We start from the raw sequence: 26,987 nt of genomic DNA on the forward strand, positions 1-26,987 counted from the left end.
TAAGAGGTTTTCATAACCCCCGGAGCCGAAACGAAAGCCAATTTACGACAAATAAGACAGGTTCAAAACCACGTATACAGCAAAGTATAAAAGTTTCGAGTAATTAAAATACAAGTAATAAAAAAATCTCCCCTAGAATTAAGAGAGATCAGCTTAAAAATAAATTAAACATAATAGGTATACTTCTTAATACCATGAGCACAAAAATTTTGTCTCAATATCCTTCCAATAGGCTGTTTAGATATAATCCCATTACACCATTCAAAAACTAAGTTAGTCGTAATTTTCTCATTGGGATAAAGCAACTGTATTTCCCCTACAGATCTTAAGACCGCAGAGTCAAGCCCCTCACAATGACCACATACCTGACATTGCACATGCCTATCATAACAAAATACACCAAATGAATGACAAGCCGCACAAATAACCCCTTTCTTTAACCGATCAATCGAATACTTCGAATACTTTTCATACGGGGATTCCGTCTGGTGCATAGAGACCAATTGCTCAGCAAGACTTTTATGCTGTCCATTCAAAGTGGACGATTTCCTATTTAATTTACTCATAAAATCGGGCAGCTGATTTGGATTGACAATGGGTTGATTCATTGGGGATTGATATAAGTGGAATTTAGGGTTAATAAAAATAACATAGGCCTCAATAGCCATACGGTACCCGAGACTTTGGAGAAGCTGCCTAAGTAGTGATTCACAGCGTTCCAGTTGCAGAAGTGGATTCTTTATTTCCTTATTGGAAGCGAGAGAATAAAATCGGCCATTTTCATAATAAAAATCACCTTCAAAATTTTTTACCTCAAAAAGATAAATGGGCCCCTGTCTAATCATCAACGTATCAATTTGAAACTGGCTATTATTTGCCTCCAGCAATAAGTCATTTAAAATGTAACTTGGAGAGGTGAGCTTCTCCGTTAACAAATCAAACATTTTTTCACCTTCATACCCTTTAACTTTATTATGAAGATATTTTTTTTCCTTTTCTTCTAGCACTGTTCGAGCGTCTAATAGCTTTAATAGTCTTAATTCAAGCGGTTCAGGGCGATCTTTTAAAATCATACTCCACATCCTTTCTAACCTTCATTTTAACGATAATCCCATGCCAAAGATTTGACTATTTTTTAACACTTTCGAAGACTCGACATATTTCTTGGGAAATCGTCTTATATAGCCTAATTCAACAGAGAATTGTCGAGCGATAATCAAAGGAATCCCGTCTTCGATGCTGAATAAGTAAACTAACACGTGCGCACAGACCGGAGTGATAGAAATGAACGACCTGGCAGAAAAATTTTTAGAAAAATTCACCATACAAGGCCATATCCTTAGCCTTATCAAACATGCTGATATAAAGGTAAAATTTTATTGTGAACAGGATTCCTCGACTATCCAAATTAAAAATGGCCAAATGTCGTTACTAAATGATCCTGAAATCATTTGTTCGGAAGTCAGAGGGGACATACAAGCCATCCAGCAGCTTTTTGAAGGAACCGAAACACTGCGAACACTCGAAAAGAAAGGGAAGCTAACCGTAACCGCCCCCCTAAGAACCACACTGCTACTCGAATCCATCTTTTTTTTAACAAAAGCACATGAAAATCTTGCTAAAGTTATGTAATCCTATATGTTGACTCGGAATTAAATTTCTAGTAATCTATAGTTAACAACAATCGAATGTACAGAATCTTATCTAGAGTGGTGGAGGGACTGGCCCTTTGAAGCCCGGCAACCGGTTTACGAACACGGTGCCAATTCCAGCAGAGCAAACCAGCTCGAAAGATGAGAAGAGAGAACCCCCTCTTCTTCGGAAGCGGGGGTTTTGTCGTTCTATTGTCAAAAAGGAGGAACAGGAAATATGGCGGATAATCAAAAGAAGTACCGTTTTGAAACACTAAGTGTTCATGGAGGCTTGTCACCCGATCCTGTAACAGGAGCACGTGCTGTTCCAATCTATCAAAACAATGCCTATCAATTTAAAAATACCGAACATGCGGCCAACCTATTTAGTCTTGCAGAACCTGGTTACATATACACACGAATTCACAACCCGACGACCACTGTATTCGAAGACCGCGTTGCCCTGCTGGAAGGCGGAGTAGGTGCACTCGCTGTTGCCAGCGGGATGGCAGCGATTACACTCGCGATCTTAAATGTCGCTGAAGCAGGCGATGAGATCGTGGCTGCTTCCAATCTTTACGGCGGAACCTATAATTTATTAGCAGTCACTTTGCCTAAATATGGAATCAACGTTAAATTTGTCGATGCCGAAAATCCGGAAAACTTCCACCAAGCGATAACGGAAAAAACAAAAGCGGTCTTTGCCGAAACGATTGGTAATCCAAGTTTACGAGTACTGGATATTGAAAAGGTAGCCGACATTGCCCATGCAGCAGGGGTCCCCTTAATTATTGATAATACGTTCGCCACCCCATACTTGTGCCGTCCAATCGAGCATGGTGCGGACATCGTTGTGCACTCTGCAACCAAGTGGTTATTGGGAAATGGGACCACAACCGGTGGAGTTATCGTCGATGGCGGGAAGTTTGATTGGAATTCACCACGATTCCCAGGCTTCACCACCCCTGATGACAGCTATCATGGCCTTGTTTATGCAGAAGCTTTAGGGGCGGTCGCGTATATCATAAAAGCCCGCGTTCAATTATTGCGCGATCTTGGGCCTGCTCTCAGCCCGCAAAATGCATTTCAGTTCACATTAGGGCTTGAAACCCTTCATGTGCGGATGAAGGAGCATGTAGCCAATACCAAGCAAGTTGTGGATTATTTACTAGCTCATCCGGCAGTAACATGGGTATCCTATCCTGGTCACAGCTCCCATCCTGATTATGAGTTAGCGAAAAGGTATTTACCAAAGGGTGCGGGGTCCATGGTTGTCTTTGGCATTAAAGGCGGAAAAGAAGCAGGTGCCGAATTGATCAATTCCTTGACACTCTGGGCCCATGTTGCCAATGTTGGCGATGCTAAGAGTCTAATCATTCACCCTGCCAGCACCACACATCAGCAGTTAGACGCTGAAGGACTGAAGGCCGCCGGTGTATCAGAGGATTTAATCCGCCTTTCCATCGGTATTGAGAATGTCGAGGATCTAATCGATGACTTGGAGTCAGCGATTGAAGCTGCAACAGGATTATTTTCATTAAAAGCGAAAGCCTAAATTTTACCTATAAATATATTCCGAAAAAATCGTTGACACCTATTTTTAGACATGATACGATAATTTTTGTTAAAATAATTTTAGTTAAACTAATAAGAATTTAAATTGAATATAGAAGCTGTAAGCTCTTATCAAGAGAGGTGGAGGGATGTGCCCGATGAAGCCCGGCAACCGTCAATGTTTATTGAAATGGTGCCAATTCACACAAAGCGTTTGCTTTGGAAGATGGGAGAAAGGTTTATTTTTCATAATGCCTTTCTGCCCGTGCAGAAAGGCATTTTTATTTTTCTGAAATAATAGAATCCTTTAGGTGCATACAGTTAACCCTATATTCAAATAAAGTCGATAAAAAGTAGGTGATCAAATGATTTCAATTCAGAATGTTCGGAAGATATTTCCTAGCAAAAAAGGGGACCTCAAGGCAGTCGATGATGTGAACCTTGAGATTAAAGAAGGAGAAATTTTCGGCGTGATTGGCTATAGTGGGGCCGGAAAAAGTACGTTAATCCGTATGTTAAACGGTTTGGAGATTCCAACAGAGGGCAGTGTTACAGTTGCCGGCCGTGTCATTTCAAAAATAAAGGGCTCAGAATTACGAAAGGCCCGTCAAGAAATCAGTATGATCTTCCAGCACTTCAACTTACTATGGTCCAGAACAGTTAGTGAAAATATCGCATTTCCATTAGAAATTGCTGGTGTCAAAGGGCCGCAAAGAAAGAAGAGGGTGGCTGAGCTAATTCAGCTAGTTGGTTTAGAAGGCCGGGAAAATGCGTATCCTTCGGAGCTTAGCGGTGGTCAAAAGCAGCGGGTTGGCATTGCAAGGGCACTTGCGAATAATCCGAAAGTATTATTATGTGATGAAGCAACATCAGCACTTGATCCGCAAACAACGGATTCGATTCTAGATCTGCTTGTCGATATTAATAAACGACTTGGATTAACCATTGTCTTAATTACACATGAAATGCATGTCATTCGAAAAATCTGTCATCGCGTGGCCGTAATGGAAGCCGGAAAAATAGTGGAATTGGGTCCTGTTTTAGAAGTATTTAAACATCCAAGGCAGCCGATCACCAAACGATTTGTTCAACAGGTTACGGAACCAGAGGAAACGAAGGAAACCATCGACCATTTACTTGAACGTTATCCAAAGGGACAGGTTATACAGCTTTCGTTCGTTGGTGAGTCGGCAGAACAACCATTAATTACAACTCTCATTAGGGATTACAATGTGATCGTAAATATTCTCCAAGGTAAAATATCACATACACAAAATGGATCTTATGGTTCTTTATTTATTCACCTTGATGGGCAGCCGACTGAAATTAAAAAAGCCGTCGATTATCTCCATTCACAGAAAATCGGTGTGGAGGTGTTAAGCAATGACTAACATTATGGAAACACTAAACTGGGATCAACTAATTGCTGCAACCCAAGAAACTATCTATATGACTTCCATATCAGTGTTGGCTACATTCATTTTGGGTTTGTTGCTCGGTCTTTTATTGTTTTTAACGGAAGAGGGGAATATCTGGCAAAACAAAGTGATCAATATCATTATTGCTGGATTTGTTAATATTTTTAGATCCATACCATTTATTATCTTAATTGTATTATTAATTCCTTTTACCAAAATACTTGTTGGATCTATGCTCGGTGCGAACGCAGCCTTACCAGCCTTAATCATTGGGGCGGCGCCCTTCTATGCGCGTATGGTGGAAATCGCTCTGAGAGAAATTGACAAAGGTGTGATTGAGGCATCTCAATCAATGGGAGCAACACATGGACATATTATCTTTAAGGTGTTAATACCCGAATCATTGCCAGCGTTAATTTCAGGAATTACTGTCACAGCTATTTCATTAGTCGGCTTCACCGCAATGGCGGGTGTCATCGGAGCTGGGGGCCTTGGTCATTTTGCTTACTTGGAAGGATTTCAGCGTAATAGACCAATCATCACCTTAATTGCAACAGTAGCAATATTAATTTTAGTTTTTATTATCCAATTTATTGGAGATTATTTTACAAAGAAAACTGACAAACGATAACAGGGGGAGAAAAGAATGAAAAAAGTATTTAGTCTTATTGGAATTGCCTTATTAGCATTTGCTCTGTCAGCTTGTGGCGCTGCCAAAGATGATACAGCCAAAAAAGGAAAAGATGGCAACGTAAAATTAGTCGTTGGTGCATCTGCTGTACCTCATGCTGAAGTACTTGAAGCTGCAAAACCGTTGTTAAAGAAAAAAGGAATCGATCTTGAAGTGCAAGTTTTCCAAGATTATGTTCTTCCGAATGTAGCCTTAAGAGATAAAGAAATTGATGCAAACTATTTCCAAACACCAGGTTATTTAGCACTTCAAATGAAGGAAAACAAGGATTTTAAATTTGTAAGTGTGGGTGAAATTCATAAGGAACCGATCGGCATTTATTCTAAAAAGTACAAGAGTCTAAAAGATCTTCCAACTGGTGCCAAAATTATTATGAGTGACTCATTTAGTGATCATGGACGAATTCTACCTATTTTTGAAAAAGCAGGTTTAATTAAGCTGAAAGAAGGCGTCGGCGCTAATGCAAGGGTAGAGGATATTGTTGAAAATCCAAAGAAACTTGATTTCTCTACTTTAATTGAAGCTAAATTATTAGCATCTTCTTTTGAAAGCGGCGAAGGTGATGCAGTTGTTATTAATACGAACTACGCATTAGAAGGCGGAATTGACATTGGTAAGTATGGAATTGCCTTTGAAGGCAGTGATGTTGTGCCGGCTAACCTTGTAGTGGTTCGCGCTGAGGACAAAAACCGTCCAGAAATTAAAACACTTGTAGAGGTTTTAAAATCAAAAGAAATTCAAAAGTTCATTAAAGATAAATATAAAGGTGCGGTTCTAGCCGCAGAATAATATCCTTAGACAGCTTTAATAGAACCAGTGCGAAAATGCACTGGTTCTTTGTCTTCACGAATGAAGAATATATAGTTTAAGCAACCTATAGCTAACGGAAAGGGTTTTATTATTTTTTCGATTCTTCTGGTAAAAAGTAGATTGGATCATGATGAATTCATTCCTTGGTTATTTTTTAAAAATGAGGTATGATTTTAATCGGGTCATTCTTACATAAGGAGTTTTATCTGAATTTTCATTTAAACACTCCCTTTATATTCTCATTTAGCATTTGCTTAATGAAAATAGCTCTCTGATTTCTACTGTTTAAGAGTTGCTAATACATTTCATTTGTTATAAGATTGTAATGAGAATAAAATGAGAATAGAGTTACAAATAAACTTGCATTGCAAGCAATAAACACTTTCTTTTCGGAGGTATAAATATGGCTGGATCAACTTTAACGATCAAAGATTTACATGTAGCAATTGATGGGAAAGAAATTTTAAAAGGTGTAAACCTTGAAATAAAAGGTGGAGAAATCCACGCAATCATGGGACCAAACGGAACTGGTAAGTCAACCTTATCCTCTGCGATTATGGGACACCCAAAATATGAAGTAACTAGCGGTTCCATTACTCTTGACGGACAAAATGTTCTAGAAATGGAAGTAGATGAGCGCGCACGTGCAGGTCTATTTTTGGCGATGCAATACCCAAGTGAGATTAACGGTGTAACAAATGCGGACTTCTTACGTTCAGCTATTAACAGCCGTCTTGGCGAAGGAAACGAAATTTCCCTTATGAAATTTATCCGTAAAATGGATAAGCAAATGGAATTCCTTGAAATGGATTTGGATATGGCTCAGCGTTATCTAAATGAAGGATTTTCTGGCGGTGAGAAAAAGCGGAATGAAATTCTTCAGTTAATGATGATCGAACCAAAAATCGCAATCTTAGATGAGATTGACTCAGGTCTAGATATTGACGCTCTAAAGGTTGTTTCAAAAGGTGTCAATCAAATGCGCGGCGAAGATTTTGGCTGCTTAATTATCACGCACTATCAACGTCTGTTAAACTATATCACTCCTGACCATGTGCATATTATGATGCAAGGCCGTATTGTTAAATCAGGCGGTTCAGAGCTGGCACAACGCTTAGAAGCAGAAGGATATGACTGGATCAAACAAGAGCTTGGCATTGAAGACGAAACAGTTGGGCAAGAAGCGTAACACACGTGTTAGGAGGATTACAATGACAACAGAAACCAAATTACCAGTGGATCAGGAGTTTGTTCGTTCGTTCTCTCAAGAAATGAATGAGCCTGCTTGGTTTGAGGAATTCCGGCTTAAAGCGTTAAACGAATTTGAGCAGCTTTCTATGCCGAGACCTGACAAAACCAAAATAGATAAATGGAATTTTACTCAATTCCAACAGCATACAGTTAAAAGTGATGCTTATTCTTCCCTTGATACTTTGCCAGAGGAAGTAAAAGCATTAATCAATTTTGATACTGAAAATAAAAACCTCTATATCCAACGTAATCAAACACCAGCATTTTTAACCTTAACAGAAGAGCTAAAAAGTCAGGGTGTAATCTTTACAGATTTATTTACGGCTGCAAGAGAACATAGTGACCTTTTGAAAAAGTACTATATGACACAAGCCATCAATATGGATGAACACCGTTTAACAGCTCTGCATGCAGCACTTGTAAACGGAGGCGTGTTCTTATACATTCCTAAAAATGTAGAAATTAAAGAACCAATCCAGGCAGTGTTTGTTCAAGATCATCCTGAGGCAAATTTGTTTAACCATGTTATTGTGGTTGCAGAAGACAATAGTTCTGTCACATACGTAGAAAACTACATTTCTACAGTGGAAAGCTCAAATACCCTAGCGAATATTTTAACGGAGGTTATTGCCAACGTTAATGCAAAAGTTCAATACGGGGCTGTTGATTACTTGGCAAAAGGGATTACTACCTATGTCAACCGCCGTGGTGTAGCAGGCAGGGATTCTCAGATTGAATGGGCTCTTGGCCTTATGAACGAAGGGAATACCATTTCTGAAAATACAACTAACTTGCTTGGCGATGGATCAACGGGCGACACGAAAACTGTTGTAGTTGGCCGTGGCGATCAGACCCAAAACTTTACAACTAAGGTTGTTCATTTCGGTAAAAATACGATCGGAAATATTTTAAATCACGGTGTGGTTAAGGATAGCGCCACTTCCATTTTTAACGGAATTGGTAAAATCGAACATGGTGCATCTAAATCTGATGCAGAGCAAACCTCTCGTGTGTTAATGCTTAGCGAAAAAGCGCGTGGGGACGCCAATCCAATTCTTTTAATTGATGAAGATGATGTTGTAGCAGGACATGCGGCCTCCGTTGGACGCGTCGATCCAGTTCAACTTTATTATCTAATGAGCCGCGGAATTCCGAAAACAGAAGCAGAACGTTTAGTGATTCACGGTTTCCTTGCACCGGTTGTTACGCAGCTTCCTATAGAAGGAGTTAAGAAACAATTAACTGAAGTGATTGAAAGGAAAGTTCGCTAATGAATATCCAAGATATTCGTAACCAGTTTCCAATCCTAGATCAAGAAGTGAATGGCAGCCCATTGGTTTACTTGGATAGCTCAGCTACTTCCCAAAAACCGCTACAAGTTATTGAAACCATTGAAAAATATTATCGCGAAATTAATTCCAATGTCCATCGTGGTGTGCATACACTCGGAACAAGAGCTACCGATGCATACGAAGGGGCAAGGGAAAAGGTTCGTAAGTTCATAAATGCTAAATCCATACAGGAAGTCATTTTTACAAGAGGTACAACAACTTCCCTTAATACGGTAGCTTCCAGTTATGCAGCTGCTAATTTAAAGGAAGGCGACGAAATCGTTATTACTTACATGGAGCATCATAGTAACATTATTCCATGGCAGCAAGTAGCGAAACGGACAGGTGCCGTGTTAAAATACATTCCGCTTCAAGAAGATGGCACGCTTTCTCTTGAAGATGTACGGGCAACAATTACAGCAAATACGAAAATTGTATCTGTAATGCAGGTTTCTAACGTGCTTGGCGTCATCAATCCTGTTAAAGAAATTGCGCAAATTGCTCACGAAAATGGAGCGATCATGGTTGTTGATGGTGCTCAAAGTGCACCACACATGAAAATTGATGTTCAAGATCTTGATTGCGATTTTCTTGCATTCTCTGGACATAAAATGTGTGGACCTACCGGTATCGGGGTACTCTACGGAAAGAAACACCTGCTTGAAAGCATGGAGCCAATTGAATTTGGCGGAGAAATGATTGATTTTGTCCACCTGCAAGAATCAACCTGGAAGGAACTGCCTTGGAAATTTGAAGGCGGTACACCTATTATTGCCGGTGCGATTGGTCTTGGAGCTGCGATTGACTTTTTAAACGAAGTCGGCTTAGACAATATTGCGGAGCATGAACATAAACTTGCAGCCTATGCGTTAGAAAAAATGTCAGCAGTCGAAGGAATGACCATATATGGTCCGTTGGATGCTGCAAAACGTGCAGGCCTGATTACCTTTAATATAAAGGATGTTCACCCGCATGACGTTGCAACCGTTTTGGACGCAGAAGGAATTGCTGTCCGTGCCGGTCATCATTGCGCACAGCCGCTGATGAGATGGCTTAACGCTTCAGCTACCGCACGTGCAAGTTTTTACTTATACAATACTGAAGAAGATATTGATAAACTCGTTGAAGGGCTTGTCAAAACAAAGGAGTATTTCAGCGATGTCTTCTAATAATTTAGATGCATTATACCGTCGAGTGATTATGGACCATTATAAAAAACCCCGTAATCGCGGTGTTTTAGAAGATGGAAGCCATACGATTAATATGAATAACCCTACCTGCGGCGACCGGATTCAATTAACCTTTAAGGTCGAGGATGGAATCGTGAAAGATGCCATGTTTGAAGGAGAAGGCTGCTCAATTTCGATGTCTTCTGCCTCAATGATGACGCAGGAGATTAAAGGGAAAAAGGTTGAAGAGGCGCTAAAATTATCAGAGATTTTCTCTGAAATGATGCTAGGGAAAGAACACGATGATTCCATTGATTTAGGTGATATTGAAGCACTCCAAGGTGTTTCCAAATTCCCTGCAAGAATTAAATGTGCGACATTAGCATGGAAGGCAATGGAAAAGGGATTGAAGGAAGAGGAACAAAAGTAAAACGATTGGGCTAATGCTCTAATCGTTTATGAAGGAGGAACTCGACGATGGCGAAAAAAATGCCGGAAATCGGTGATTATAAATATGGTTTTGCCGATAAAGACGTTTCCATATTCCGATCAAAACGTGGTTTAACACGTGAGATTGTTGAAGAAATATCAAAAATGAAGAATGAACCACAGTGGATGCTTGACTTCCGCTTAAAGTCTCTTGAGCATTTCTACAATATGCCAATGCCACAATGGGGCGGGGACTTAAATTCTTTAAGCTTTGACGAAATTACTTACTATGTAAAACCATCTGAAAAGTCCGAGAAATCTTGGGATGAAGTACCAGAGGAAATCAAAGCGACTTTCGATAAGCTTGGAATTCCTGAAGCAGAGCAAAAATACCTTGCTGGTGTATCTGCACAGTATGAATCAGAGGTTGTTTATCATAACATGAAGGAAGACCTTGAAGAGCTTGGAATCGTCTTTAAGGATACAGATTCTGCCTTAAGAGAAAACGAAGATATTTTCCGCGAGCACTGGGCAAAAGTTATTCCGCCAACAGACAACAAGTTTGCGGCATTAAACTCAGCTGTTTGGTCAGGCGGTTCATTCATCTATGTACCACCAGGTATTAAGGTAGATACGCCATTACAAGCGTATTTCCGAATCAACTCTGAAAACATGGGACAATTTGAACGTACCCTTATTATTGTTGATGAAGGCTCATCCGTACACTATGTAGAAGGATGTACAGCACCGGTTTATACAACGAACTCCCTGCACAGTGCGGTTGTTGAAATCATCATTAAAAAGGATGCTTACTGCCGTTACACAACGATCCAGAACTGGGCAAACAACGTGTATAACTTGGTTACCAAGCGTGCCGTTTGTGATGCCAACGCAACAATGGAATGGATCGATGGTAATATCGGTTCTAAGTTAACCATGAAATATCCTGCCGTTATTTTAAAAGGCGAAGGTGCACGTGGGATGACTTTATCGATTGCCATTGCAGGTAAAGGTCAGCACCAGGATGCTGGTGCAAAAATGATTCACTTAGCACCAAATACTTCTTCTACCATCGTATCAAAATCAATCTCTAAGCATGGTGGTAAGGTAACCTATCGCGGTCAGGTTCATTTTGGACGCAAAGCGGATGGTGCTCGTGCCAATATTGAGTGTGATACATTGATTATGGATAATCAATCTACTTCTGATACAATTCCATACAATGAAATCTTAAACGACAACATTTCTCTTGAGCACGAAGCAAAGGTATCGAAGGTTTCTGAAGAGCAGTTATTCTACTTGATGAGCCGCGGTATTTCTCAGCAAGAAGCCACTGAAATGATCGTAATGGGCTTCATCGAGCCATTTACAAAAGAGTTACCAATGGAATATGCCGTTGAGATGAACCGTCTGATTAAGTTCGAAATGGAAGGTTCTATCGGATAACAAAGAATAAACCCTTGTATATCAAGGGTTTTTCTTATGTTTGCAAATGCAAAGTTTCATTTTGTGCAAAGTTCGTGCAAAGTTGAAATTATTTTAACATTAATTGAAGTAATTGTTAACATGATTATTTTGTGACGTAGGCAGTGAATTTTGCAAGTTCATCTGTTTGAATTTTTCCTGTAATATGCCCATATGTTCTACTTAATTCTTTTGTGTCTTTATGACCTAATCTTTTTGCTATATAAATTTCACTTACACCTGATTCAAGGAGTAAAGTGGCATGAGTGTGCCTGAAAGCATGTAAGCCCCTATATTCAACCCCTGAAGCCTTATGATAGTTTTGAATCGTTTCACGAATGATTGAAGGTGTGAGATAATGCCCATTATAATTTTGAAAGATGATTCCATCATTATTTTTCTTGAATCTTGGGTTTCCAAGAATCAGTTCATTTTGTTTTGCCTTGAGTTTTTTCAGTTCACGAATAACTTCTTCATCGATGCTGATTACACGATAAGATGAATCATTTTTCAATGTTGTAAGCTGCACTTTGTTATTATCATCACGGCTTGTTTGCTTGTTGATATCAATCGTATTTCCTTGAACATCTTCCCATCTTAATGCAAGGGCTTCTGATATCCTTAAACCCGTTTTGTATAAGAACAAAATCAACATGTAATACAAACGGTATTCAGGGAACCTTTGATGCTTGTATGTTCTTAAATAATCCAATAGTTGATTCATTTCATTAAGGCTGAAATATTTCACTTTTTCATCTTCTTTTTTCACAGCAACATTGTCTTGAACTTCTATCTTCAATCTATCTGCTGGATTCTTTTCAAGAACCTGAAGTTCTTGAACGGCATAAAACAAAATACTTTTTATCACCGAAAGATATTTTCGCCTTGATCCTATTGAATATTTAGGCTTTCCATTCTTATCAAATTCCCCAAAGGCTGCAAGCCAATCTTTCACTTCTATCCTTGTGATTTTTGCAATTTTTTTATGACCAAATGCAGGCATCACATGATTTCTTATAATTACTTCAAGCTGTCTGAATGTTGAAGGCTTTGTTGATTGCTTTTTCCATTTCAGCCATTGTTCCACAACATATTCAAAAGGCATGTTTCTATCCGCTATAGTTTGGCTATAGTATTTTCTTTCCTCAGTTTTTGCGGCAGCAATTTCAGCTTCTTTTTTTGTTTTGAAACTTCCGATACCTTTTAATTTTCCATCTATATAAATTTGCACTTGATAATTTCCGCTTGGTAATTTTCTTATGTTTGCCATGCTGTCTTTTCCCCTTTTCAACCTTTTAAAATGATTTCGATAACGCTTTTTATTTTTGCCTTTTCTTCTTTGGTCAAAAGCCTGTCCTGAAAAAATATTGGATGATTTGATCCCAGTAAAAAATCAAGTGCGAACGGCTCCTGTTCCTGCTCTGCTAGTGACCATTCTATATCTTCTTGACTGTTTTTTTCGTTTTTTATTTTAATAAAATCGGATGCGTCAATATATCCTGCTGCTGTCATTAAATTTTCATATGGTTCATCTAAACCTTTTGCCAATCTTTCTATAATTTCTGGAGAAGGTCTATCTCGTTTACCACTTTCAAGATGTGAAATATACATAGCAGAAACACCAGATAATTCACCCAGTTTATTCATTGAAAGATTTTTTTCTTCTCTTTTCTTTTTGAGATAATCTGCAAAGTTTTTCATTATAATCACTCTCCCTTTTATTTACAATTATAAACAATAATTTATAAACCGTAAACAATAGTTTGTATAAAATATAGTTTATGGTGGTATAATGTTTTTTGTAAACTATAGTTTATGGTAAAAAGAAGTAAAATGTTTTAAAAAATACACCTAGGAGGAAAAAGCAAATGCTTAACATTTCTTTAGACGAAAATGAATTAAAGAAATTATATTTAGAAGAAGTCCGTAAACGTGTGTGTGAAATTGAGGAACAGAAGTTGTTAATAGATGTCAATGAACTATGTAATATGCTTTCGCTAAGCAGACCAACAGTAGAAAAATTATTTATTTCCAATCCGAAATTTCCTTCTTTGCGAGTGGGTAAGAAGTGGTTATTTCCTCGTAAAGAGGTAGAGGAATATATCAAACGTTGGTCAAGTGATGTTCGAAAGAATGGCGGTAATGTAGAGTGTGGTTAAATCTAAAAAAAAAAGAAAAGACAAGCTTGATGCCAATCGAAAATATATTGCAAATCATTACACGCCTGATACAGTTTGGGGGATTTACAAATATGACACAGTATGCCTTACACCTGATTTTTTAAGACAAGAACTTGGAACAGAAGAAAAAATGATTCGAAAAGAATGGAAAAAACGTGGATTTACTCAAACTCATCTCACTAAAGACGGGAAGGAAAATGAGTATAAACAGGTTAAGCATAGGCACTGCTAATACAATGCTGTGATCGTAAGCAAAGAGTTTTATGAAAATACAGGGCTTGATTTTGAAGAAGATTACTATCAAGAAGTAGATTCGGATTAGTAGCATTGCAAAATTGAAGGGTACAAGCTTGAAAGGGGTGAGAAAATGGAATATGAAATAATGACTGATGCAGAACACCAAGAAATTATTGAAATACTTGTTGAGCGATACGGTGAGAGAATCACAGCCCAACAATATTTTGAAACTCTTGATGAATTTGGTTTTGAGATAAGAGATAAAAATAATAATCTTGTATCTCTTGAGCAATTGGCAGCAGGATGGGAAAAGAGATTCTAAAAAGGCGGTTTGCAGCGTTCCTTAAGTGTAATAGAAAGTACTAAAGGTACCAAAACATTAATTATAAAAATAAAATTTTGGTACCTGACAAAACATTGATATATAAAGGTTCTTATAACAAAGTACTATGAAAAATAATATATAACCAGAGCTTATTATTACAGCAATGAATGACAAAAAGCTATTCGGTTGTAGATATTAAAGGATAGGTATTTATGAGAACGCTCATTCGATCATTTTCACTTTCAGGTTTTAGTCAATATTAAGAATTATAGGCTTTGACAAAAAGTAAGAAGACCCATAGCGGATAGCTATAAGCCTTCTTTGTAGTTGCATGCCAATGTGATTAATCAACCTTCCCTTTTGTCATAGCCTATTTATAACCTTTTGCCAAGGTTGAAATTATAATCAAAAAAGAAGTTCATTAATCATTATGCCACCTATAGAACAAGTTTAAGCATAATAATGTCACTCTTTTATTGTTGTAATTTCATCTCCTTGGAGGGAAGAAATATCAATGATGAAGGGGTTTTTTAATGAAAACGAAAATAGCAACCGAAGCAGCAAAGACAAAAAAAGAGACCGATGAAATTATAGTAGCAACAATTTCAAGTGACGATTTGGATATAGATTTAGAAAAGATTGTGGATGTCATGACTGATTATTTTGATATTCAAAAACTTGATTTGGATGAAGATTATGCTCGAATGTATTTTAGGAAACCTGAGAATTATGTTCATGAACCAGAAGGTCTGTGTGTTTTGGGTTTCAAAGTGAATTGGGAATTATGTTCAGCTAAAGAGGTCGATCTTAATCTGGACGATCTGGAACAAGAATTGCCCGATTTTTTAACCTCCTTTATTGATGCAAAAAATTTTTTCGAAGGTTTGAGCGATTCAGCAATAAATACGAGTCTTTTTCATGGAAATCCGAAAAGGATTTTTAATTTATTAAAAAGAAGAGAAAATTTGCTGTTTGATTATAAACGTATAATCAAGCATTTGGAATACCATGAAGAGATTTTGCAATTTATTGATGAAATATTAAAAGATCGACAATATGAAATTAATGAACAATTAGATGATAACCTCAAAATTGAAAAAAACAATGAACAAGAGGTTGCCGAAAAATTAATTCATAAATTAAAGACTGTAAAATTTAATGATTCGCTTTACACATACCATCATAAATGCTTTCGTACGGGTGATTTTCTTCCCCAAAATGTCATTAGGGAATTAAAAGGTTTTGGGGTTAGTTCAAGATATTTGAATGAGGTCGTAAAGCAAATCAAGATTCATTCCCCATCAATAGAAAAACCTCAAGACGGTTGGGCAATCAAATTTCAAAATGGTTGTTTGTATAATGGTGAATGGTACCCTATTGATTTTACAGGTTTTACACCTCATTATATCAATCTTCGGTATGATCCTTACGCTGAATCGGTTCCAGTGGTAGACAGGTTTCTAAATTTCTTCACTGGAGATGATGAGGATTATCGGAATTTTATCCTAGAAACCATTGCACTTTGTTTGATTACAGATCCGAATGTAAAACGGTTTGAGGATTTTCAGCGAATTACGTTTTTTCATGGAGACGGAAAAAACGGCAAAGGAGTGCTGCTGAATATAATCCGTGCGCTGTTAGGAGGGGAAAACGTGTCCTCTCTTTCACTTGAGAATATTATAGATGAAAAGTATTTATTTAGTTTGAGAAATAAACTAGCTAATTGTGGGGATGATCTTGAAAACAAACCGATTAATGCTAGGACAACGAAGGCACTTAAAAATTTAGCATCCAATGATCCGATACAAATAAGAAAAATGTATGAAAACTCAATAGAAGAAGTTCTAACGGCAACTCACATATATAGTACAAATCATATTTTGACATCAAGTGAAAAAGGGAATGCTTGGAAAAGAAGGTTAATATGGTGTCCTGCTTTTGAAAAACCAACTGTCAAAGATCCCGATCTTCAAAAAAAATTAACGAAGCAGGATGCTCTAGAATATTTGTTACGGCTTGTCATGGAAGCATATTTCCGATTATATGAAAAAAGGGCATTTACAAAATGCCAAAAGGTTCAAGATTGTACGGACAATTACCATGAAGAAAATAATACTGCCTTAAGTTGGATTCGGGCAAAAGGTAAAGAGTTTTTTATTAATAAACGTTCCCCTCAAGTCTACAACGATAATAAGGGCGATGATTTTGCGACATGGCATAAAGAAAATTATGGTGGAAGACCTCCAATTAATTGCATACAATTGAAAGAAAGTATCATGGAAGTTCATAATTTGGTTGTCAAACCTACAACAGTTAAAGGAAAACCAGAACGAGTGTTTAAAGAAAACTAGTTATTTTACGAAATGGGTTCCCAAAAAGCAAAAGGGTATCCATTTTATTTTTTACAAAAAAGTCTACACCTTCATTTTTTATTAAAAAAATGCAAAATTTCGCAAGAAAAAAATACAATTTAGTACAAAATTGTAGTTAATGTATTTTTTTTGTAGTAGGCATTAGCCCAGTAATATCAAGGGATTGGAGTGGAAAAATACAAAAATACATTTTTTAAAAAAAATAATATTTTATACAAATATTAAATTGAAAAATTTAATATTACTTAATTTTGGTACCCATTCTATTTTATATTTTTTTAAGGTACATGAAGAATTAAAAAAATATAAATTAATTAACAAAATGTATTTTTGTATTTTGTAATCCAGAGCCCTTTGCGGCTGTAGGGCTGAATCCAACTACAACAAAACTACAATCCAATGCAAAAACTACAATTTTGTTGGTAAGAATGAGAATTTGTTTGTTGAATAGGTGAAAGGAAACGTGAAGGGTGGAAAAACAACACCCTTAAACCGTCGATTACATCTATAAATCTTTGCAAGGGGTCTTTTTAATTGTATATAAAAGTAAATAGTATGCATAAATATGACAAAAATTATGCAAAATATAATAAATTAAAACAACAAGAAGTGCGGTGAAAATATTGAAAAAAGATGCCGAGATTCAAGCGCTGATTGATGAAGGACGGAAAGCATATTATCGCCAATATCGGCAGAAACCAGAAAACAAGGCAAAAGCTCGACAATACCAGGATAACTTTTTTCTTAAAGTGGGTTTAGAACAATTGAATATCAAAGGAGATAAAGCAAATCCATGAGCGAATATGTTTACAAGATTGTTGGCGTTCCATCTAAGAAAATCACAGCATTGAGAACAAAATATAATTTTAAAGAAATGAAAAGGGCTAGGTGGAACCGTGAAAATAAATAATTTAAATGTGATAGAAAGAGTTCAAGGGTTTGTGAGACCTCCAGAAGAGAACCTGATCGGATTTTTATCTAAGTAATCAAGATGTCCAAGCGTTAAATGGCTTAGTCAGTCGTTGGAACTTATACGGGAAAGCAGATCCTTATGCTGAAACCATACGGAAGGCAATCGATGAAAGGCATAGCCTAAAAGAAGTGACGCTGTCAAAGACAGGACGACATAATAATCAAGGCACGGTCTGGTTTGAAAAGAGTGTACGGAAAGCCTTGATAAAAGAAGCCAGTAAAGAGGGAATCGATCCGGCTGATTATATTCGTGGAATCATTTATAGTCTTAATCAAAGGTTAGTCCAAGAAGAGATGGAAGAACGTGAACGCATAAATCAACTCAGGCATGATAACAGGAAGATACCAGTACAACTAATACTGGATAAAGAATTACGGGAGAAGTTAATTAAGCGTTTTGATAAAGAGCTTAAGAACGAAGAGCTGCGAGAAAAGGTGAAAAGAAGACCTGCACGTATGAACGGGACTACGTTAGAAGATAGAATGCTCCAAGAAGTACTAAACAATCATTTGCTGGAGCATTTGAACAAATGATTTGTTAAAGATAATCCCCCCCCAATTTTTTAATATCATAATGCCTAATGGGAAGACCGGCGACAAGGGAGGCTTTTCTAAATACGTAGCAGTTTTCAAAAAAAGTTGGAGGTGACATTTTGCTCAAGATTGAAAACCAGACCAAAGCAAATATGCAGCGGCTGGGAATCTACAGACCAGAATTTGACCAAACCATTCAAATTTATTCGGGCTTAATCGAGCAATATAATGACCTCTTAAGAGAACTGAAAAAGTCGAAATTTAAAGTGATTGAACCCACAACAAGGAACAATGACAGCATGAAAAAAAGTCCTCTCATTGGTGTCTTAGAAACCCTACGAAAAGACATTTTGACTTATTCAAACTGCTTGGGGTTAACTCCTGTTGGGTTAAAAAAGATCACTGATAACATGAAGAATGAACAAAAGAAATTAAGCAAATTGGAAGAGGCACTAATTAAACTTAGTTGAAGGAGGTGTACAAAGTGGTGTCTTATTAAGTCCATCGTTCAGCCGAATATCAGGACAATCGGGAATCACGGTTAAAGGGCTTTGAAAAAAGAAAGGCATCCTGCAAAAGCGGCTGCAAAGATTAAAAGCCCAGACTAAAACCTGGCGTTTTATTTTCAAGTGCTTTTTGTAATTTTTAGTTGTAACTAATCCTCCAATCTTTTGGCAGCTACTATAAAATGTGGCTGCTCTTTTTATTGAATTAACGGTCAGGTTAGTTCAATGAAAATGGTATATTGAGGAAAATGAAAGAGGTTCAAATATGATAGTAAATTTTGTTTTATAATTGATCTATACATTACTATCAAGGAAATGATCAAATGGCAAAATTGGCTGATATTGTAGGAAAAAGATTTGGTAAAGTGATTGTACTCGAAAGAGATCCCGAAAATGGCAAAAGTAGAGGATCAAGATGGTTTTGCAAATGTGATTGTGGAGATATCAAGAGTATTTCATATACCACTTTGAAAAAATATGCAGAAACAATTTCATGTGGTTGTGGAAAAAGAGTTGATTTAAAAGGAAAAAGATTTGGAAGATTGGTTGTAATGGATAGAGATGTGCCTTTTAGAACTGCCAGCAAGTTAAACACAAAATGGATTTGTAAGTGTGATTGCGGAGAAATAAAAAGCATTTTTCATTCAAATCTAATGAGTGGTGAAACTGTATCTTGCGGGTGTAAAAATGGAAAACATGAAAATCTTATTGGAGAAAGATTTGAAAGATTAGTTGTAATTGCAATTGGTGAACCTGCAATAATGCCTAATGGAAAAAAGCAATTACAATGGTTATGTGTTTGTGATTGTGGACAATTTACACTTCAGACTACTGGAAATTTAAAAGGTAAAAGAGCTAAGTCGTGTGGATGTTATAAAAAAGAAAATCCACCTAAAAAAACACATGGTCAAGCAGGGAAGAGACTATATAAAATTTGGCAAGGTATGATTCAAAGATGTACGAATAAAAACCATACCCAATGGCATGACTACGGTGGCAGAGGTATAAGAATTTGCACAGAGTGGCTTACGTTTGAACCGTTTTATAGATGGTCTATGGAAAACGGATATGAAGACCACTTGACGATAGATAGAATTGAAAATAATAAAGGCTATAATCCTTTAAATTGTAGATGGGCGGACATGTTTGTACAGGCTAAAAACAAAAGAAGTAATACTTATTTTTACTATAAAGGTGAGCAGTTAATTTTAGCTGATATATCTAGAAAATACGGAGTGCCAATGAGTGCCTTAAGTACAAGAATCTATCAATTTAAATGGAGTATTGAAAAGGCGGTTGAAACGCCCGTCAAAGACAAAAAGAAATTTAATCACGATAAAAGAAAGAAAGTTTTAGCAACAAATTTGGAAACAGGTGAAAAAATTATTTTTGAATCAATAAAAGAAGCTGGAGAAATAACAGGAGCAGGTCATGTTTCTGCTGTTATTTTAGGAAAAAGAAAATCTTCAAAGGGTTTTTTCTTTGAAGAATACAGTGAATAAGTGAGTCAATTGAAAATTATAAAATTAGCTTACTTGCGAATAATCCCTTTTCTTAATTAACTATAGGGCGCTTTAATTAAACAAAAGGGGTTCTGCTTAAACGGCTGCAAAAGTTAAAAGTCCACGCTTAAAAACTGTCGTTCTAATTTCAAGTGCTTTTTGTAATTTAATTTATATAAAAAACAACTTTTTACTTCACCCACTAAAGGGTGCTTTTGAGTAACAGCAGTATGTATCTAATATTAAAAAATGATATTAAGCTGTCTCGATGGTGAAAAAAGAAGGATCATCTTTTTAACGGGTTCCATTACCTATCGCAAAAACGGTAAATTGCAGTCTGAAATGTATATAAAAATGTATGATAAAATCCACTTCTTTTGCAGTATGTTTTGTATACAAAAAAGCCAAGTTTAACCCTTATATATATGTAATGATAAAGGCAACCAATCTTTAAAAGAATTGGTCGCCTTTTATATGCAGATAACAGTTACATTATCAAGTTTTGCACCATATTTTTGGAGAATAGCATAAGTCAATTTATCCATTGATGCACCATCGAAAATCACATGCTTGGCTTGCTTTTTAAATGAAACATTTATGAGTGTTGCGTTCCTAAATGATGTTTCTTTCAATGCTGCGTTATTAAAAATAGTACCATTTAATTTCAGTGCATCAAAAGATACGCCAGAAAGACTTGCATAACGAAAATCGGTTCGGTCAAGGATACTTTCTTTAAAATCCGCATCTTTTAGGTCCGAGACAAGGAATTTGACTTGGCTAAGGTCGGCTCCTTTAAAATTTGCATCCTTCAGAGTAGAGAAAAGGAGTTTTGCTCGGCGAAGGTTGGCATCCTCGAAATTTGCATGTTTCAAATCACTGCATATAAAGGTGTTCAATAATCGGGCCATTATCTTGAATAAAGTGACTGCTCAAATCATGGGAAAATAATTTTTTTCGAGGTATAGGGCAGATAGTGAAACAAGAAAAAGGAATAATGAAAAGAAAGTAAGTATCAAATAGAGCTCCCATCTAGATGAAGGTGGGAGCTATTCGACGCTTACATAATACTTAAACTGGTATGTGCAAAGCGGTGTTCAACCATGGTCATGCGAAGATTATTTACTTGATGAAGGGATGGAACCGATTCAAGGCGTCGAAAGATTTTCTCGAGTGGTTCGGTGAGCTTGCTGGAGACCAAATAATCGTAAAGCTGTGTCAGTCGGAAGCATTTGTTCAGGCTGGTGTCGAGGGCAAGTCTGTCGTTGAATTTGCCACAAAGGGAAAAGCTGCGGAAGCAACGCTTGAGATGGTGAATACAGTGCGCAAAGCGCTGGACGTGCCTAACGAATAAATGTATATTTAATTAAATGTATAATTACATAAAATGTAGGAGGTAATTTGCATAGCGAAGCGAGAAGCGGAGCAGAAACAGATTGAGCAGACAGTTGTTCAGTCTATTGCTGCTGTAAATGAACCGAGAACGACACTATCGCTTTCGCTGACAGTGTCTGATAAGAAAGCCTTGAAAATGATGGCTGCTGAGAAAGGTACGACTATTGCTGCCATTATTCACGGGTGGATTGAAGAACATAATGAAAAAGAGGTCGTATAAATGGCGAATATCAATGAGACCATTTCTGAAGTTGCAAAACTGAATCCTGAGCTTGCACGACAGATTCAGAAGTACGTTAAGAATCATTCTTATGGGCTTGTGTTTGAGCATAATCTCCCTGAGGCTCTCCGTCTTTATAAAAAGATGCCTGCCGTAGGGGATACTGTCAATATTCTTCCTGAGCGAGGTGCGAAGGAAACAGATGAGAATTCAATTCCGTGGGTAGTAAAGGAGATTAAAGATGGTTCAGCGAGACTAGAGCACGATGGTGAGACAAAATCTGTTGCTGTCGAAGACGTGGTAGTTCTTGTGAGCTATCGTGACGTCATTTATCCAGGACTCAAGGAAATTGACCGTGTAGAGCGTGGAAATCCTGATGACCCATATCATATGATCATCAATTCAGAGAATTATCATGCACTTGAGGCTTTGTCGTATGCTTATCCTGGTAAGGTCGATTGTATTTACATCGACCCTCCGTATAACACAGGCGCAAAAGACTGGAAATATAATAATAATTATGTTGACAGCTCCGACCAATATAGGCATTCAAAGTGGCTTGCATTTATGGAACGTCGTTTGAAACTTGCTAAACAGCTACTGAATCCTGAAGACAGCGTTCTCATTGTAACGATTGATGAGAAAGAATATGCACGTCTCGGCCTACTTTTGGAGCAAACATTTCCTGAAGCACAGATGCAAATGGTGAGCGTTACAATTAATCCTTCTGGTGCTAAACGCGATAATTTATTTTCTCGTGCTGACGAATATATTTATGTTCTATTGTTTGGTAAAGCACATGTAACTCATCCTATGGGTGATGGTAATGAAAAAGAAATCAGATGGTTTTATTTAAGAAGAACGGATTATGCGTCAAGACGAGGCACTGTTAAGGGTGGAACCGCTCAATTTTATCCGATTTATGTTGATGATACATCTATGCGCATTGTAGCTATTGGCGATTATCTTACGCCTGAACAAAAAATTGAGGATGCTCCTGTAATTGAAGGTGCAACGGCAGTATTTCCTATTAGAGAAGATGGCGTGGAAATGAACTGGGGAGTCACAAAGGAAACTCTTCAGGATTTGGTTGATAAGGGATTTGTTCAGGTGTCAAAGGGCTATCCTTTACAACCATATATTTTTAAGTATGTAAGTACAAAATATGCTAAGAAATTTAAGGAAGGCCGTTGGGAAATTCGAGGAGAGCGTGAAGATGGAAGTAAGATCATCGTAGAAACTGGCGGAAAAATTACTCGTGCTACTACAGTATGGCAAAACAAAGTTTATGACGCTGGTGCGTATGGGACGTCATTGTTGAAATCAATTATCGGAGACGGGAAATTTAGTTTTCCAAAATCTCTTTATGCCGTGGTTGATACATTAAAGTATTTTGTTGCACAAAAACCTGATGCGTTAATTCTTGATTTTTTCGCGGGTTCAGGGACAACGCTTCATGCAGTGAATATTTTGAATGCCCTCGATGGCGGTCATAGGCGTTGTATTTGTGTGACTAATAATGAAGTATCCGCGGAAGAAGAAAAAGAGTTTATTGAACAAGGACTTCGCCATGGCGATAATATATGGGAAGAGCATGGCATTGCGCATTACGTCACATGGCCTCGTACGAAATGTTCGATTGAAGGGTGTGATGTGGAAGGAAATCTGCTGGATGGAGATTATGGTGTGCCAGCAAAAGACATTGATTTGGGATACGAATTGCCTAAAGCAGATGGATTTAATGCAAATGCTATTTTCTGTGAGCTTACATACGAGTCAGCATGGCCGATTCGTCTTGACCGAGCTTTTGACGCGATTGCGCCGATTCTTTGGATGCAGGCAGGCTGCAGAGGACCGATTATCAAACGCATCGGAAAGAGCTATTTGACGACTGATTACTATGGCGTCCTGTTTGATTACAATCAGGCAAGTAAGTTCTGCGATAAGGTTAAGAATACTCCGTCTATCAAGACAGTATTCGTTGTGACTGACGACCAGAGAAGATATTCGAATATGTGCAAACGTCTTCCAGGTGTCGACGTCCATAGACTGTATGAGACTTATTTGAGGACGTTTGAAATTTGTGGCGAAGGAGGACTTGATTGATGAAATACGAATTATTTGATTTTCAAAAGTCTGCAGTCAATGACCTTCTAAAGAAAATGGATTCTATGCAGCAAAGCTATGCTTCAGATGGCTCTGTCTCAGCAGTATCGCTTACGGCACCGACAGGTGCTGGTAAGACAGTTATCGCTTCAGCGGTAGCAGAAGGTTTGTTTTATAGCAATAATACTTATGCTGGAGATGACCGCGCAGTGATTTTGTGGTTGTCTGATAGCCCGAGCTTGAACGAACAGACGATGAAGCGATTTAAAGCAGCTTCTGATTTGCTGACGGGAGCTACTGTGATGGAAGCAATTGGGCCAGATTTTGCGAATAGCCATATCAAGTTGATGCCAGGCCGTATTTATTTCCTGAACAGACAACTTTTGTCTGTAAAGGGTAAACTGACTAACGCTTCTGAAGGAGGAAGAACATTTTATGATGTTCTGACAGATACGATTAGCGATCCAGATATTCATTTGTATCTTTTCATCGACGAGGCTCATCGAGGACTTGGCAAGGATGCTACAAAGGAATCCACGAATAAAACGATTTATGCCAAATTAATTGATGGTCAGGACGGAATAAATCCGCCAATGCCTTGCGTTGTCGGTATCTCGGCTACCCCTGAGCGATTTAATACTGCTATGCAAGGGCGTAAGAATCGTGATATAAAGGCGTCTGTTGATGTGCCTGTATCGTCCGTTCGTACCTCTGGGCTGATTAAGGATACGATTGAACTTCGCACACCTAAGAAAACTGCGGATACGAAACATCAGGATTTAACGCATGCATGCGTTAAATTGGCAGAGTCTTCAAATGCTTGGAAGGATTATTGCACGGATAAAGGTATACGCCCAGTCGTGACGCCGTTGATGGTTGTACAGGTAGAAGACAAGGTTACAAAAGATACTCTGACATCATTGTGTGCACATATACACAAGATTTTGCCGTGGTTGGACATTTCTGATTGCTTTGCTAACGTATTTGGTGAACATGAAGATATTGTTACACCTGCAGGTAAAATTCCTTATGTGAGTCCTGAAGATGTAGCAGAGCGGACAGAGATTCGAGTCCTGTTTGCTAAGGATGCTGTATCAACAGGTTGGGACTGTCCGCGTGCTGAGGTTATTTATTCTCGTCGTAAGCGTACAGACCCGACATATATTGCTCAGCTGATTGGTCGAATGATTCGTACACCACTTGCAAGAAGAATTGATCTAGTCGAGGAATTGAATACTGTTGCCTGCTACCTTCCAGAGTATGACGCAGTGACAGTCGAAGGCGTAGTTCAGAAGCTGAAAGAAGACAACGTTGCTGTTGCGACTACAACAATTTTGAAGAATCCAGCTGATGTAAGTTTCTTCGGTAATACAAAGAAAAAAATTGAACAGAAACTGGAGAAGAAGCATCAGCAGTCATCAACTGGTACTGCGACACCTACGCAGACAGAGCCTGCAGATAATCCTTCAGTGAACATACCTGAAGCTCCTACGACACAGGAGTCGGCACAGGAAACTGTCGCTGAAACAGAATTCGCTGTGAATACAGAGCCTGCAGATAATCCTTCAGTGAACATACCTGAAGCTCCTACGACACAGGAGTCGGCACAGGAAACTGTCGCTGAAACAGAATTCGCTGTGAATACAGAGGACGAAGAATTCTATGTTGCAGATATTGAAGATGACACTGAGACTGAGGAAGAGCTGACAGCTGCCCTGGAACGAATTCCAAAGGTTAACAGTGAAGATATTAAGGTATGTTTTGAGGGAATTATTACACGTAGGGTACGACATGATAAGCCGAATAATTTCCTCGACCTGTGGGATTGCGTTGACGTGATTACATCTGATATTGATAGTGATTATGATACATCAAGCCAGATAGATGAGGATTTCTATAACAACGTCGAGGGCGAGATTAAGCGTCATCCTGCTGCTTATAAGCGCGCATACACGGATATTAGCAATACGATAGTGATTGTCAAGCGTATTGACCCGTTGACGGGAGAAGAATTCGAAGACCGCGAAGAACTGGTTCAGAATGATGCTGACAGGCTTGTATCGTACTATCGTCGTGCAGTCAATGTGTTTGCTGGCGCTTCTGATTTAGTGAAGTATTACATCAATAGACGTCAAAACGAAGAATTCGACAGTGATGTTGAGGCGATCAGCCGTATTTCAGCAGTTGGTGCCTGTATTGAGATTATTCAGGGACTTGAAGTTTGGGCTGAGAACAAGACAAATGAGCTGCTGAGCAATTATGGTCCGCAGCGTTATGCAGTGTCTGAAGAGAATAAGGAGAAGTGGGACCGCATTGAAGGTAACACGAAGCCTTATATCGAACGTAATCTGAACATTCAGGCTAGCATTACTCGTCAGAACAAGGATTATGATGCTTATCCGAAGCACATTATCAGTGATGAGGATGGCTGGGCATATCTGAATCTGAATGATTTGGAGAAGAAGGTCGTTCAAACGGAGCTTTCTCGCTCGCTAAATGTTGCATGGTACAGAAACCAGTCAAGAAACTTGAACGCTGCGCTGTCGATTCCGTACATGCTGAACGGCGTATGGGAGAACATGTATCCTGATTTCATCTTCTTCCAGAAGTTGAACCACGGTAGTATTGTTCCTGCGGTTGTTGACCCGCACGGCGATTGGCTTGGCGACAGCGTTGCAAAGCTGCAGGGATACGTCACATATCTGAGGGACCATCCTGATATGTTTGGTTCCGTCCAGGTAGTTGCTGATAAGAAGGGCGGCGAAATTCGTTACCTTGACCTAATGCTTCCAACTGTACAGAAAGCTATTGAGACATTTGCGGGGACATCTGCGAAGGAACTCTTCACTGGTCCTCTCAGCAAGGTGTACAAAGTAACAGCAGAATAAATTTT

25 protein-coding genes and 2 riboswitches are annotated in these 26,987 nt (G+C 38.2%); of the genes, 21 read left to right on the forward strand and 4 right to left on the reverse strand.

What is annotated here, in order from left to right:
* Window positions 1-164: 164 nt before the first annotated feature.
* Window positions 165-1,073: a nuclease-related domain-containing protein gene (locus J7E81_RS19725; protein ID WP_215045154.1), complete on the reverse strand. Its 909-nt coding sequence runs from the start codon at window positions 1,071-1,073 to the stop codon at window positions 165-167.
* Between the two features lie 211 nt (window positions 1,074-1,284).
* On the opposite strand from J7E81_RS19725, the gene J7E81_RS19730 reads away from it, so the two are divergent.
* The 10 genes from J7E81_RS19730 to sufB all read left to right on the forward strand — a co-directional run bounded on the left by J7E81_RS19730 (window position 1,285) and on the right by sufB (window position 11,730).
* Window positions 1,285-1,632 (forward strand): hypothetical protein, encoded by a 348-nt coding sequence (locus tag J7E81_RS19730; RefSeq protein ID WP_215045155.1) that lies wholly within the window; start codon window positions 1,285-1,287, stop codon window positions 1,630-1,632.
* 65 nt (window positions 1,633-1,697) lie between these two features.
* Window positions 1,698-1,800: riboswitch (SAM riboswitch) on the forward strand.
* Between the two features lie 69 nt (window positions 1,801-1,869).
* The gene (locus J7E81_RS19735; RefSeq protein WP_215045156.1) at window positions 1,870-3,186 is read left to right on the forward strand and encodes an O-acetylhomoserine aminocarboxypropyltransferase/cysteine synthase family protein; all 1,317 of its coding nucleotides are present in this window, start codon (window positions 1,870-1,872) and stop codon (window positions 3,184-3,186) included.
* A gap of 125 nt (window positions 3,187-3,311) precedes the next feature.
* Window positions 3,312-3,418: riboswitch (SAM riboswitch) on the forward strand.
* 132 nt (window positions 3,419-3,550) lie between these two features.
* Entirely contained in the window at window positions 3,551-4,576 is a 1,026-nt protein-coding gene (locus J7E81_RS19740; protein ID WP_215045157.1) for a methionine ABC transporter ATP-binding protein, read from the forward strand.
* A complete protein-coding gene (locus J7E81_RS19745; protein WP_215045158.1) occupies window positions 4,569-5,234 on the forward strand; it encodes a methionine ABC transporter permease in 666 nt (221 codons plus the stop codon). The genes J7E81_RS19740 and J7E81_RS19745 overlap by 8 nt, the downstream gene beginning before the upstream one ends.
* Window positions 5,235-5,249: 15 nt before the next feature.
* Window positions 5,250-6,083, forward strand: a complete 834-nt coding sequence (locus J7E81_RS19750) for a MetQ/NlpA family ABC transporter substrate-binding protein (RefSeq protein ID WP_215045159.1) — start codon at window positions 5,250-5,252, stop codon at window positions 6,081-6,083.
* Between the two features lie 424 nt (window positions 6,084-6,507).
* Window positions 6,508-7,293, forward strand: coding sequence for a Fe-S cluster assembly ATPase SufC (sufC, locus tag J7E81_RS19755; RefSeq protein WP_215045160.1), 786 nt, complete (start codon window positions 6,508-6,510; stop codon window positions 7,291-7,293).
* Between the two features lie 22 nt (window positions 7,294-7,315).
* Window positions 7,316-8,626, forward strand: a complete 1,311-nt coding sequence (sufD, locus tag J7E81_RS19760) for a Fe-S cluster assembly protein SufD (RefSeq protein WP_215045161.1) — start codon at window positions 7,316-7,318, stop codon at window positions 8,624-8,626.
* Window positions 8,626-9,855 (forward strand): cysteine desulfurase, encoded by a 1,230-nt coding sequence (locus J7E81_RS19765; RefSeq protein ID WP_215045162.1) that lies wholly within the window; start codon window positions 8,626-8,628, stop codon window positions 9,853-9,855. The genes sufD and J7E81_RS19765 overlap by 1 nt, the downstream gene beginning before the upstream one ends.
* A complete protein-coding gene (gene sufU / locus J7E81_RS19770; protein WP_215045163.1) occupies window positions 9,845-10,285 on the forward strand; it encodes a Fe-S cluster assembly sulfur transfer protein SufU in 441 nt (146 codons plus the stop codon). Before J7E81_RS19765 ends, sufU begins: the two co-directional genes overlap by 11 nt.
* 47 nt (window positions 10,286-10,332) lie before the next feature.
* Window positions 10,333-11,730, forward strand: coding sequence for a Fe-S cluster assembly protein SufB (sufB, locus tag J7E81_RS19775; RefSeq protein ID WP_215045164.1), 1,398 nt, complete (start codon window positions 10,333-10,335; stop codon window positions 11,728-11,730).
* Between the two features lie 124 nt (window positions 11,731-11,854).
* On the opposite strand, the gene J7E81_RS19780 is transcribed toward sufB, so the two are convergent.
* Together J7E81_RS19780 and J7E81_RS19785 are read right to left on the reverse strand one after the other, a co-directional pair.
* Window positions 11,855-13,018 (reverse strand): tyrosine-type recombinase/integrase, encoded by a 1,164-nt coding sequence (locus J7E81_RS19780; RefSeq protein WP_215045165.1) that lies wholly within the window; start codon window positions 13,016-13,018, stop codon window positions 11,855-11,857.
* A 17-nt stretch (window positions 13,019-13,035) separates the two neighbouring features.
* Entirely contained in the window at window positions 13,036-13,449 is a 414-nt protein-coding gene (locus tag J7E81_RS19785; protein WP_215045166.1) for a helix-turn-helix domain-containing protein, read from the reverse strand.
* Between the two features lie 167 nt (window positions 13,450-13,616).
* Here J7E81_RS19785 and J7E81_RS19790 point away from each other — a divergent pair, with 167 nt between their 5' ends.
* The 8 genes from J7E81_RS19790 to J7E81_RS19825 all read left to right on the forward strand — a co-directional run bounded on the left by J7E81_RS19790 (window position 13,617) and on the right by J7E81_RS19825 (window position 20,376).
* Window positions 13,617-13,907, forward strand: a complete 291-nt coding sequence (locus tag J7E81_RS19790; RefSeq protein ID WP_215045167.1) for a helix-turn-helix domain-containing protein — start codon at window positions 13,617-13,619, stop codon at window positions 13,905-13,907.
* A complete protein-coding gene (locus J7E81_RS19795) occupies window positions 13,900-14,160 on the forward strand; it encodes a hypothetical protein (protein ID WP_215045168.1) in 261 nt (86 codons plus the stop codon). The genes J7E81_RS19790 and J7E81_RS19795 overlap by 8 nt, the downstream gene beginning before the upstream one ends.
* Before the next feature lie 135 nt (window positions 14,161-14,295).
* Entirely contained in the window at window positions 14,296-14,487 is a 192-nt protein-coding gene (locus J7E81_RS19800) for a hypothetical protein (RefSeq protein WP_215045169.1), read from the forward strand.
* A gap of 536 nt (window positions 14,488-15,023) precedes the next feature.
* Window positions 15,024-16,841: a DNA primase family protein gene (locus J7E81_RS19805; protein ID WP_215045170.1), complete on the forward strand. Its 1,818-nt coding sequence runs from the start codon at window positions 15,024-15,026 to the stop codon at window positions 16,839-16,841.
* 644 nt (window positions 16,842-17,485) lie between these two features.
* The gene (locus J7E81_RS19810) at window positions 17,486-17,659 is read left to right on the forward strand and encodes a hypothetical protein (protein ID WP_215045171.1); all 174 of its coding nucleotides are present in this window, start codon (window positions 17,486-17,488) and stop codon (window positions 17,657-17,659) included.
* A 304-nt stretch (window positions 17,660-17,963) separates the two neighbouring features.
* Entirely contained in the window at window positions 17,964-18,368 is a 405-nt protein-coding gene (locus tag J7E81_RS19815; protein ID WP_215045172.1) for a hypothetical protein, read from the forward strand.
* 119 nt (window positions 18,369-18,487) lie between these two features.
* Complete coding sequence (locus J7E81_RS19820; protein ID WP_215045173.1) at window positions 18,488-18,838, forward strand: P27 family phage terminase small subunit; 351 nt, start codon at window positions 18,488-18,490, stop codon at window positions 18,836-18,838.
* Window positions 18,839-19,197: 359 nt separating this feature from the next.
* Complete coding sequence (locus tag J7E81_RS19825; RefSeq protein WP_215045174.1) at window positions 19,198-20,376, forward strand: hypothetical protein; 1,179 nt, start codon at window positions 19,198-19,200, stop codon at window positions 20,374-20,376.
* A 470-nt stretch (window positions 20,377-20,846) separates the two neighbouring features.
* Here J7E81_RS19825 and J7E81_RS19830 read toward each other — a convergent pair whose 3' ends face one another.
* Window positions 20,847-21,272: a pentapeptide repeat-containing protein gene (locus tag J7E81_RS19830; RefSeq protein WP_215045175.1), complete on the reverse strand. Its 426-nt coding sequence runs from the start codon at window positions 21,270-21,272 to the stop codon at window positions 20,847-20,849.
* A 227-nt stretch (window positions 21,273-21,499) separates the two neighbouring features.
* Here J7E81_RS19830 and J7E81_RS19835 point away from each other — a divergent pair, with 227 nt between their 5' ends.
* From J7E81_RS19835 to J7E81_RS19845, 3 genes are all read left to right on the forward strand, one after another.
* Window positions 21,500-21,727, forward strand: a complete 228-nt coding sequence (locus tag J7E81_RS19835; RefSeq protein ID WP_215045176.1) for a hypothetical protein — start codon at window positions 21,500-21,502, stop codon at window positions 21,725-21,727.
* A 261-nt stretch (window positions 21,728-21,988) separates the two neighbouring features.
* A complete protein-coding gene (locus J7E81_RS19840) occupies window positions 21,989-24,094 on the forward strand; it encodes a site-specific DNA-methyltransferase (RefSeq protein ID WP_215045177.1) in 2,106 nt (701 codons plus the stop codon).
* Window positions 24,094-26,982, forward strand: a complete 2,889-nt coding sequence (locus J7E81_RS19845; RefSeq protein ID WP_215045178.1) for a DEAD/DEAH box helicase — start codon at window positions 24,094-24,096, stop codon at window positions 26,980-26,982. Before J7E81_RS19840 ends, J7E81_RS19845 begins: the two co-directional genes overlap by 1 nt.
* Window positions 26,983-26,987 lie beyond the last annotated feature (5 nt).

Source organism: Bacillus sp. ISL-18 (assembly GCF_018613415.1).
Lineage (GTDB): Bacteria > Bacillota > Bacilli > Bacillales > Cytobacillaceae > Neobacillus.

What these genes read in the sequence shown, in the direction of transcription:
- J7E81_RS19725 (WP_215045154.1), bottom strand. Translation starts at nt 1,073, where the DNA reads ATGATTTTAAAAGATCGCCCTGAACCGCTTGAATTAAGACTATTAAAG.
- J7E81_RS19730 (WP_215045155.1), top strand. Translation starts at nt 1,285, where the DNA reads ATGAACGACCTGGCAGAAAAATTTTTAGAAAAATTCACCATACAAGGC.
- J7E81_RS19735 (WP_215045156.1), top strand. Translation starts at nt 1,870, where the DNA reads ATGGCGGATAATCAAAAGAAGTACCGTTTTGAAACACTAAGTGTTCAT.
- J7E81_RS19740 (WP_215045157.1), top strand. Translation starts at nt 3,551, where the DNA reads ATGATTTCAATTCAGAATGTTCGGAAGATATTTCCTAGCAAAAAAGGG.
- J7E81_RS19745 (WP_215045158.1), top strand. Translation starts at nt 4,569, where the DNA reads ATGACTAACATTATGGAAACACTAAACTGGGATCAACTAATTGCTGCA.
- J7E81_RS19750 (WP_215045159.1), top strand. Translation starts at nt 5,250, where the DNA reads ATGAAAAAAGTATTTAGTCTTATTGGAATTGCCTTATTAGCATTTGCT.
- sufC (WP_215045160.1), top strand. Translation starts at nt 6,508, where the DNA reads ATGGCTGGATCAACTTTAACGATCAAAGATTTACATGTAGCAATTGAT.
- sufD (WP_215045161.1), top strand. Translation starts at nt 7,316, where the DNA reads ATGACAACAGAAACCAAATTACCAGTGGATCAGGAGTTTGTTCGTTCG.
- J7E81_RS19765 (WP_215045162.1), top strand. Translation starts at nt 8,626, where the DNA reads ATGAATATCCAAGATATTCGTAACCAGTTTCCAATCCTAGATCAAGAA.
- sufU (WP_215045163.1), top strand. Translation starts at nt 9,845, where the DNA reads ATGTCTTCTAATAATTTAGATGCATTATACCGTCGAGTGATTATGGAC.
- sufB (WP_215045164.1), top strand. Translation starts at nt 10,333, where the DNA reads ATGGCGAAAAAAATGCCGGAAATCGGTGATTATAAATATGGTTTTGCC.
- J7E81_RS19780 (WP_215045165.1), bottom strand. Translation starts at nt 13,018, where the DNA reads ATGGCAAACATAAGAAAATTACCAAGCGGAAATTATCAAGTGCAAATT.
- J7E81_RS19785 (WP_215045166.1), bottom strand. Translation starts at nt 13,449, where the DNA reads ATGAAAAACTTTGCAGATTATCTCAAAAAGAAAAGAGAAGAAAAAAAT.
- J7E81_RS19790 (WP_215045167.1), top strand. Translation starts at nt 13,617, where the DNA reads ATGCTTAACATTTCTTTAGACGAAAATGAATTAAAGAAATTATATTTA.
- J7E81_RS19800 (WP_215045169.1), top strand. Translation starts at nt 14,296, where the DNA reads ATGGAATATGAAATAATGACTGATGCAGAACACCAAGAAATTATTGAA.
- J7E81_RS19805 (WP_215045170.1), top strand. Translation starts at nt 15,024, where the DNA reads ATGAAAACGAAAATAGCAACCGAAGCAGCAAAGACAAAAAAAGAGACC.
- J7E81_RS19825 (WP_215045174.1), top strand. Translation starts at nt 19,198, where the DNA reads ATGGCAAAATTGGCTGATATTGTAGGAAAAAGATTTGGTAAAGTGATT.
- J7E81_RS19840 (WP_215045177.1), top strand. Translation starts at nt 21,989, where the DNA reads ATGGCGAATATCAATGAGACCATTTCTGAAGTTGCAAAACTGAATCCT.
- J7E81_RS19845 (WP_215045178.1), top strand. Translation starts at nt 24,094, where the DNA reads ATGAAATACGAATTATTTGATTTTCAAAAGTCTGCAGTCAATGACCTT.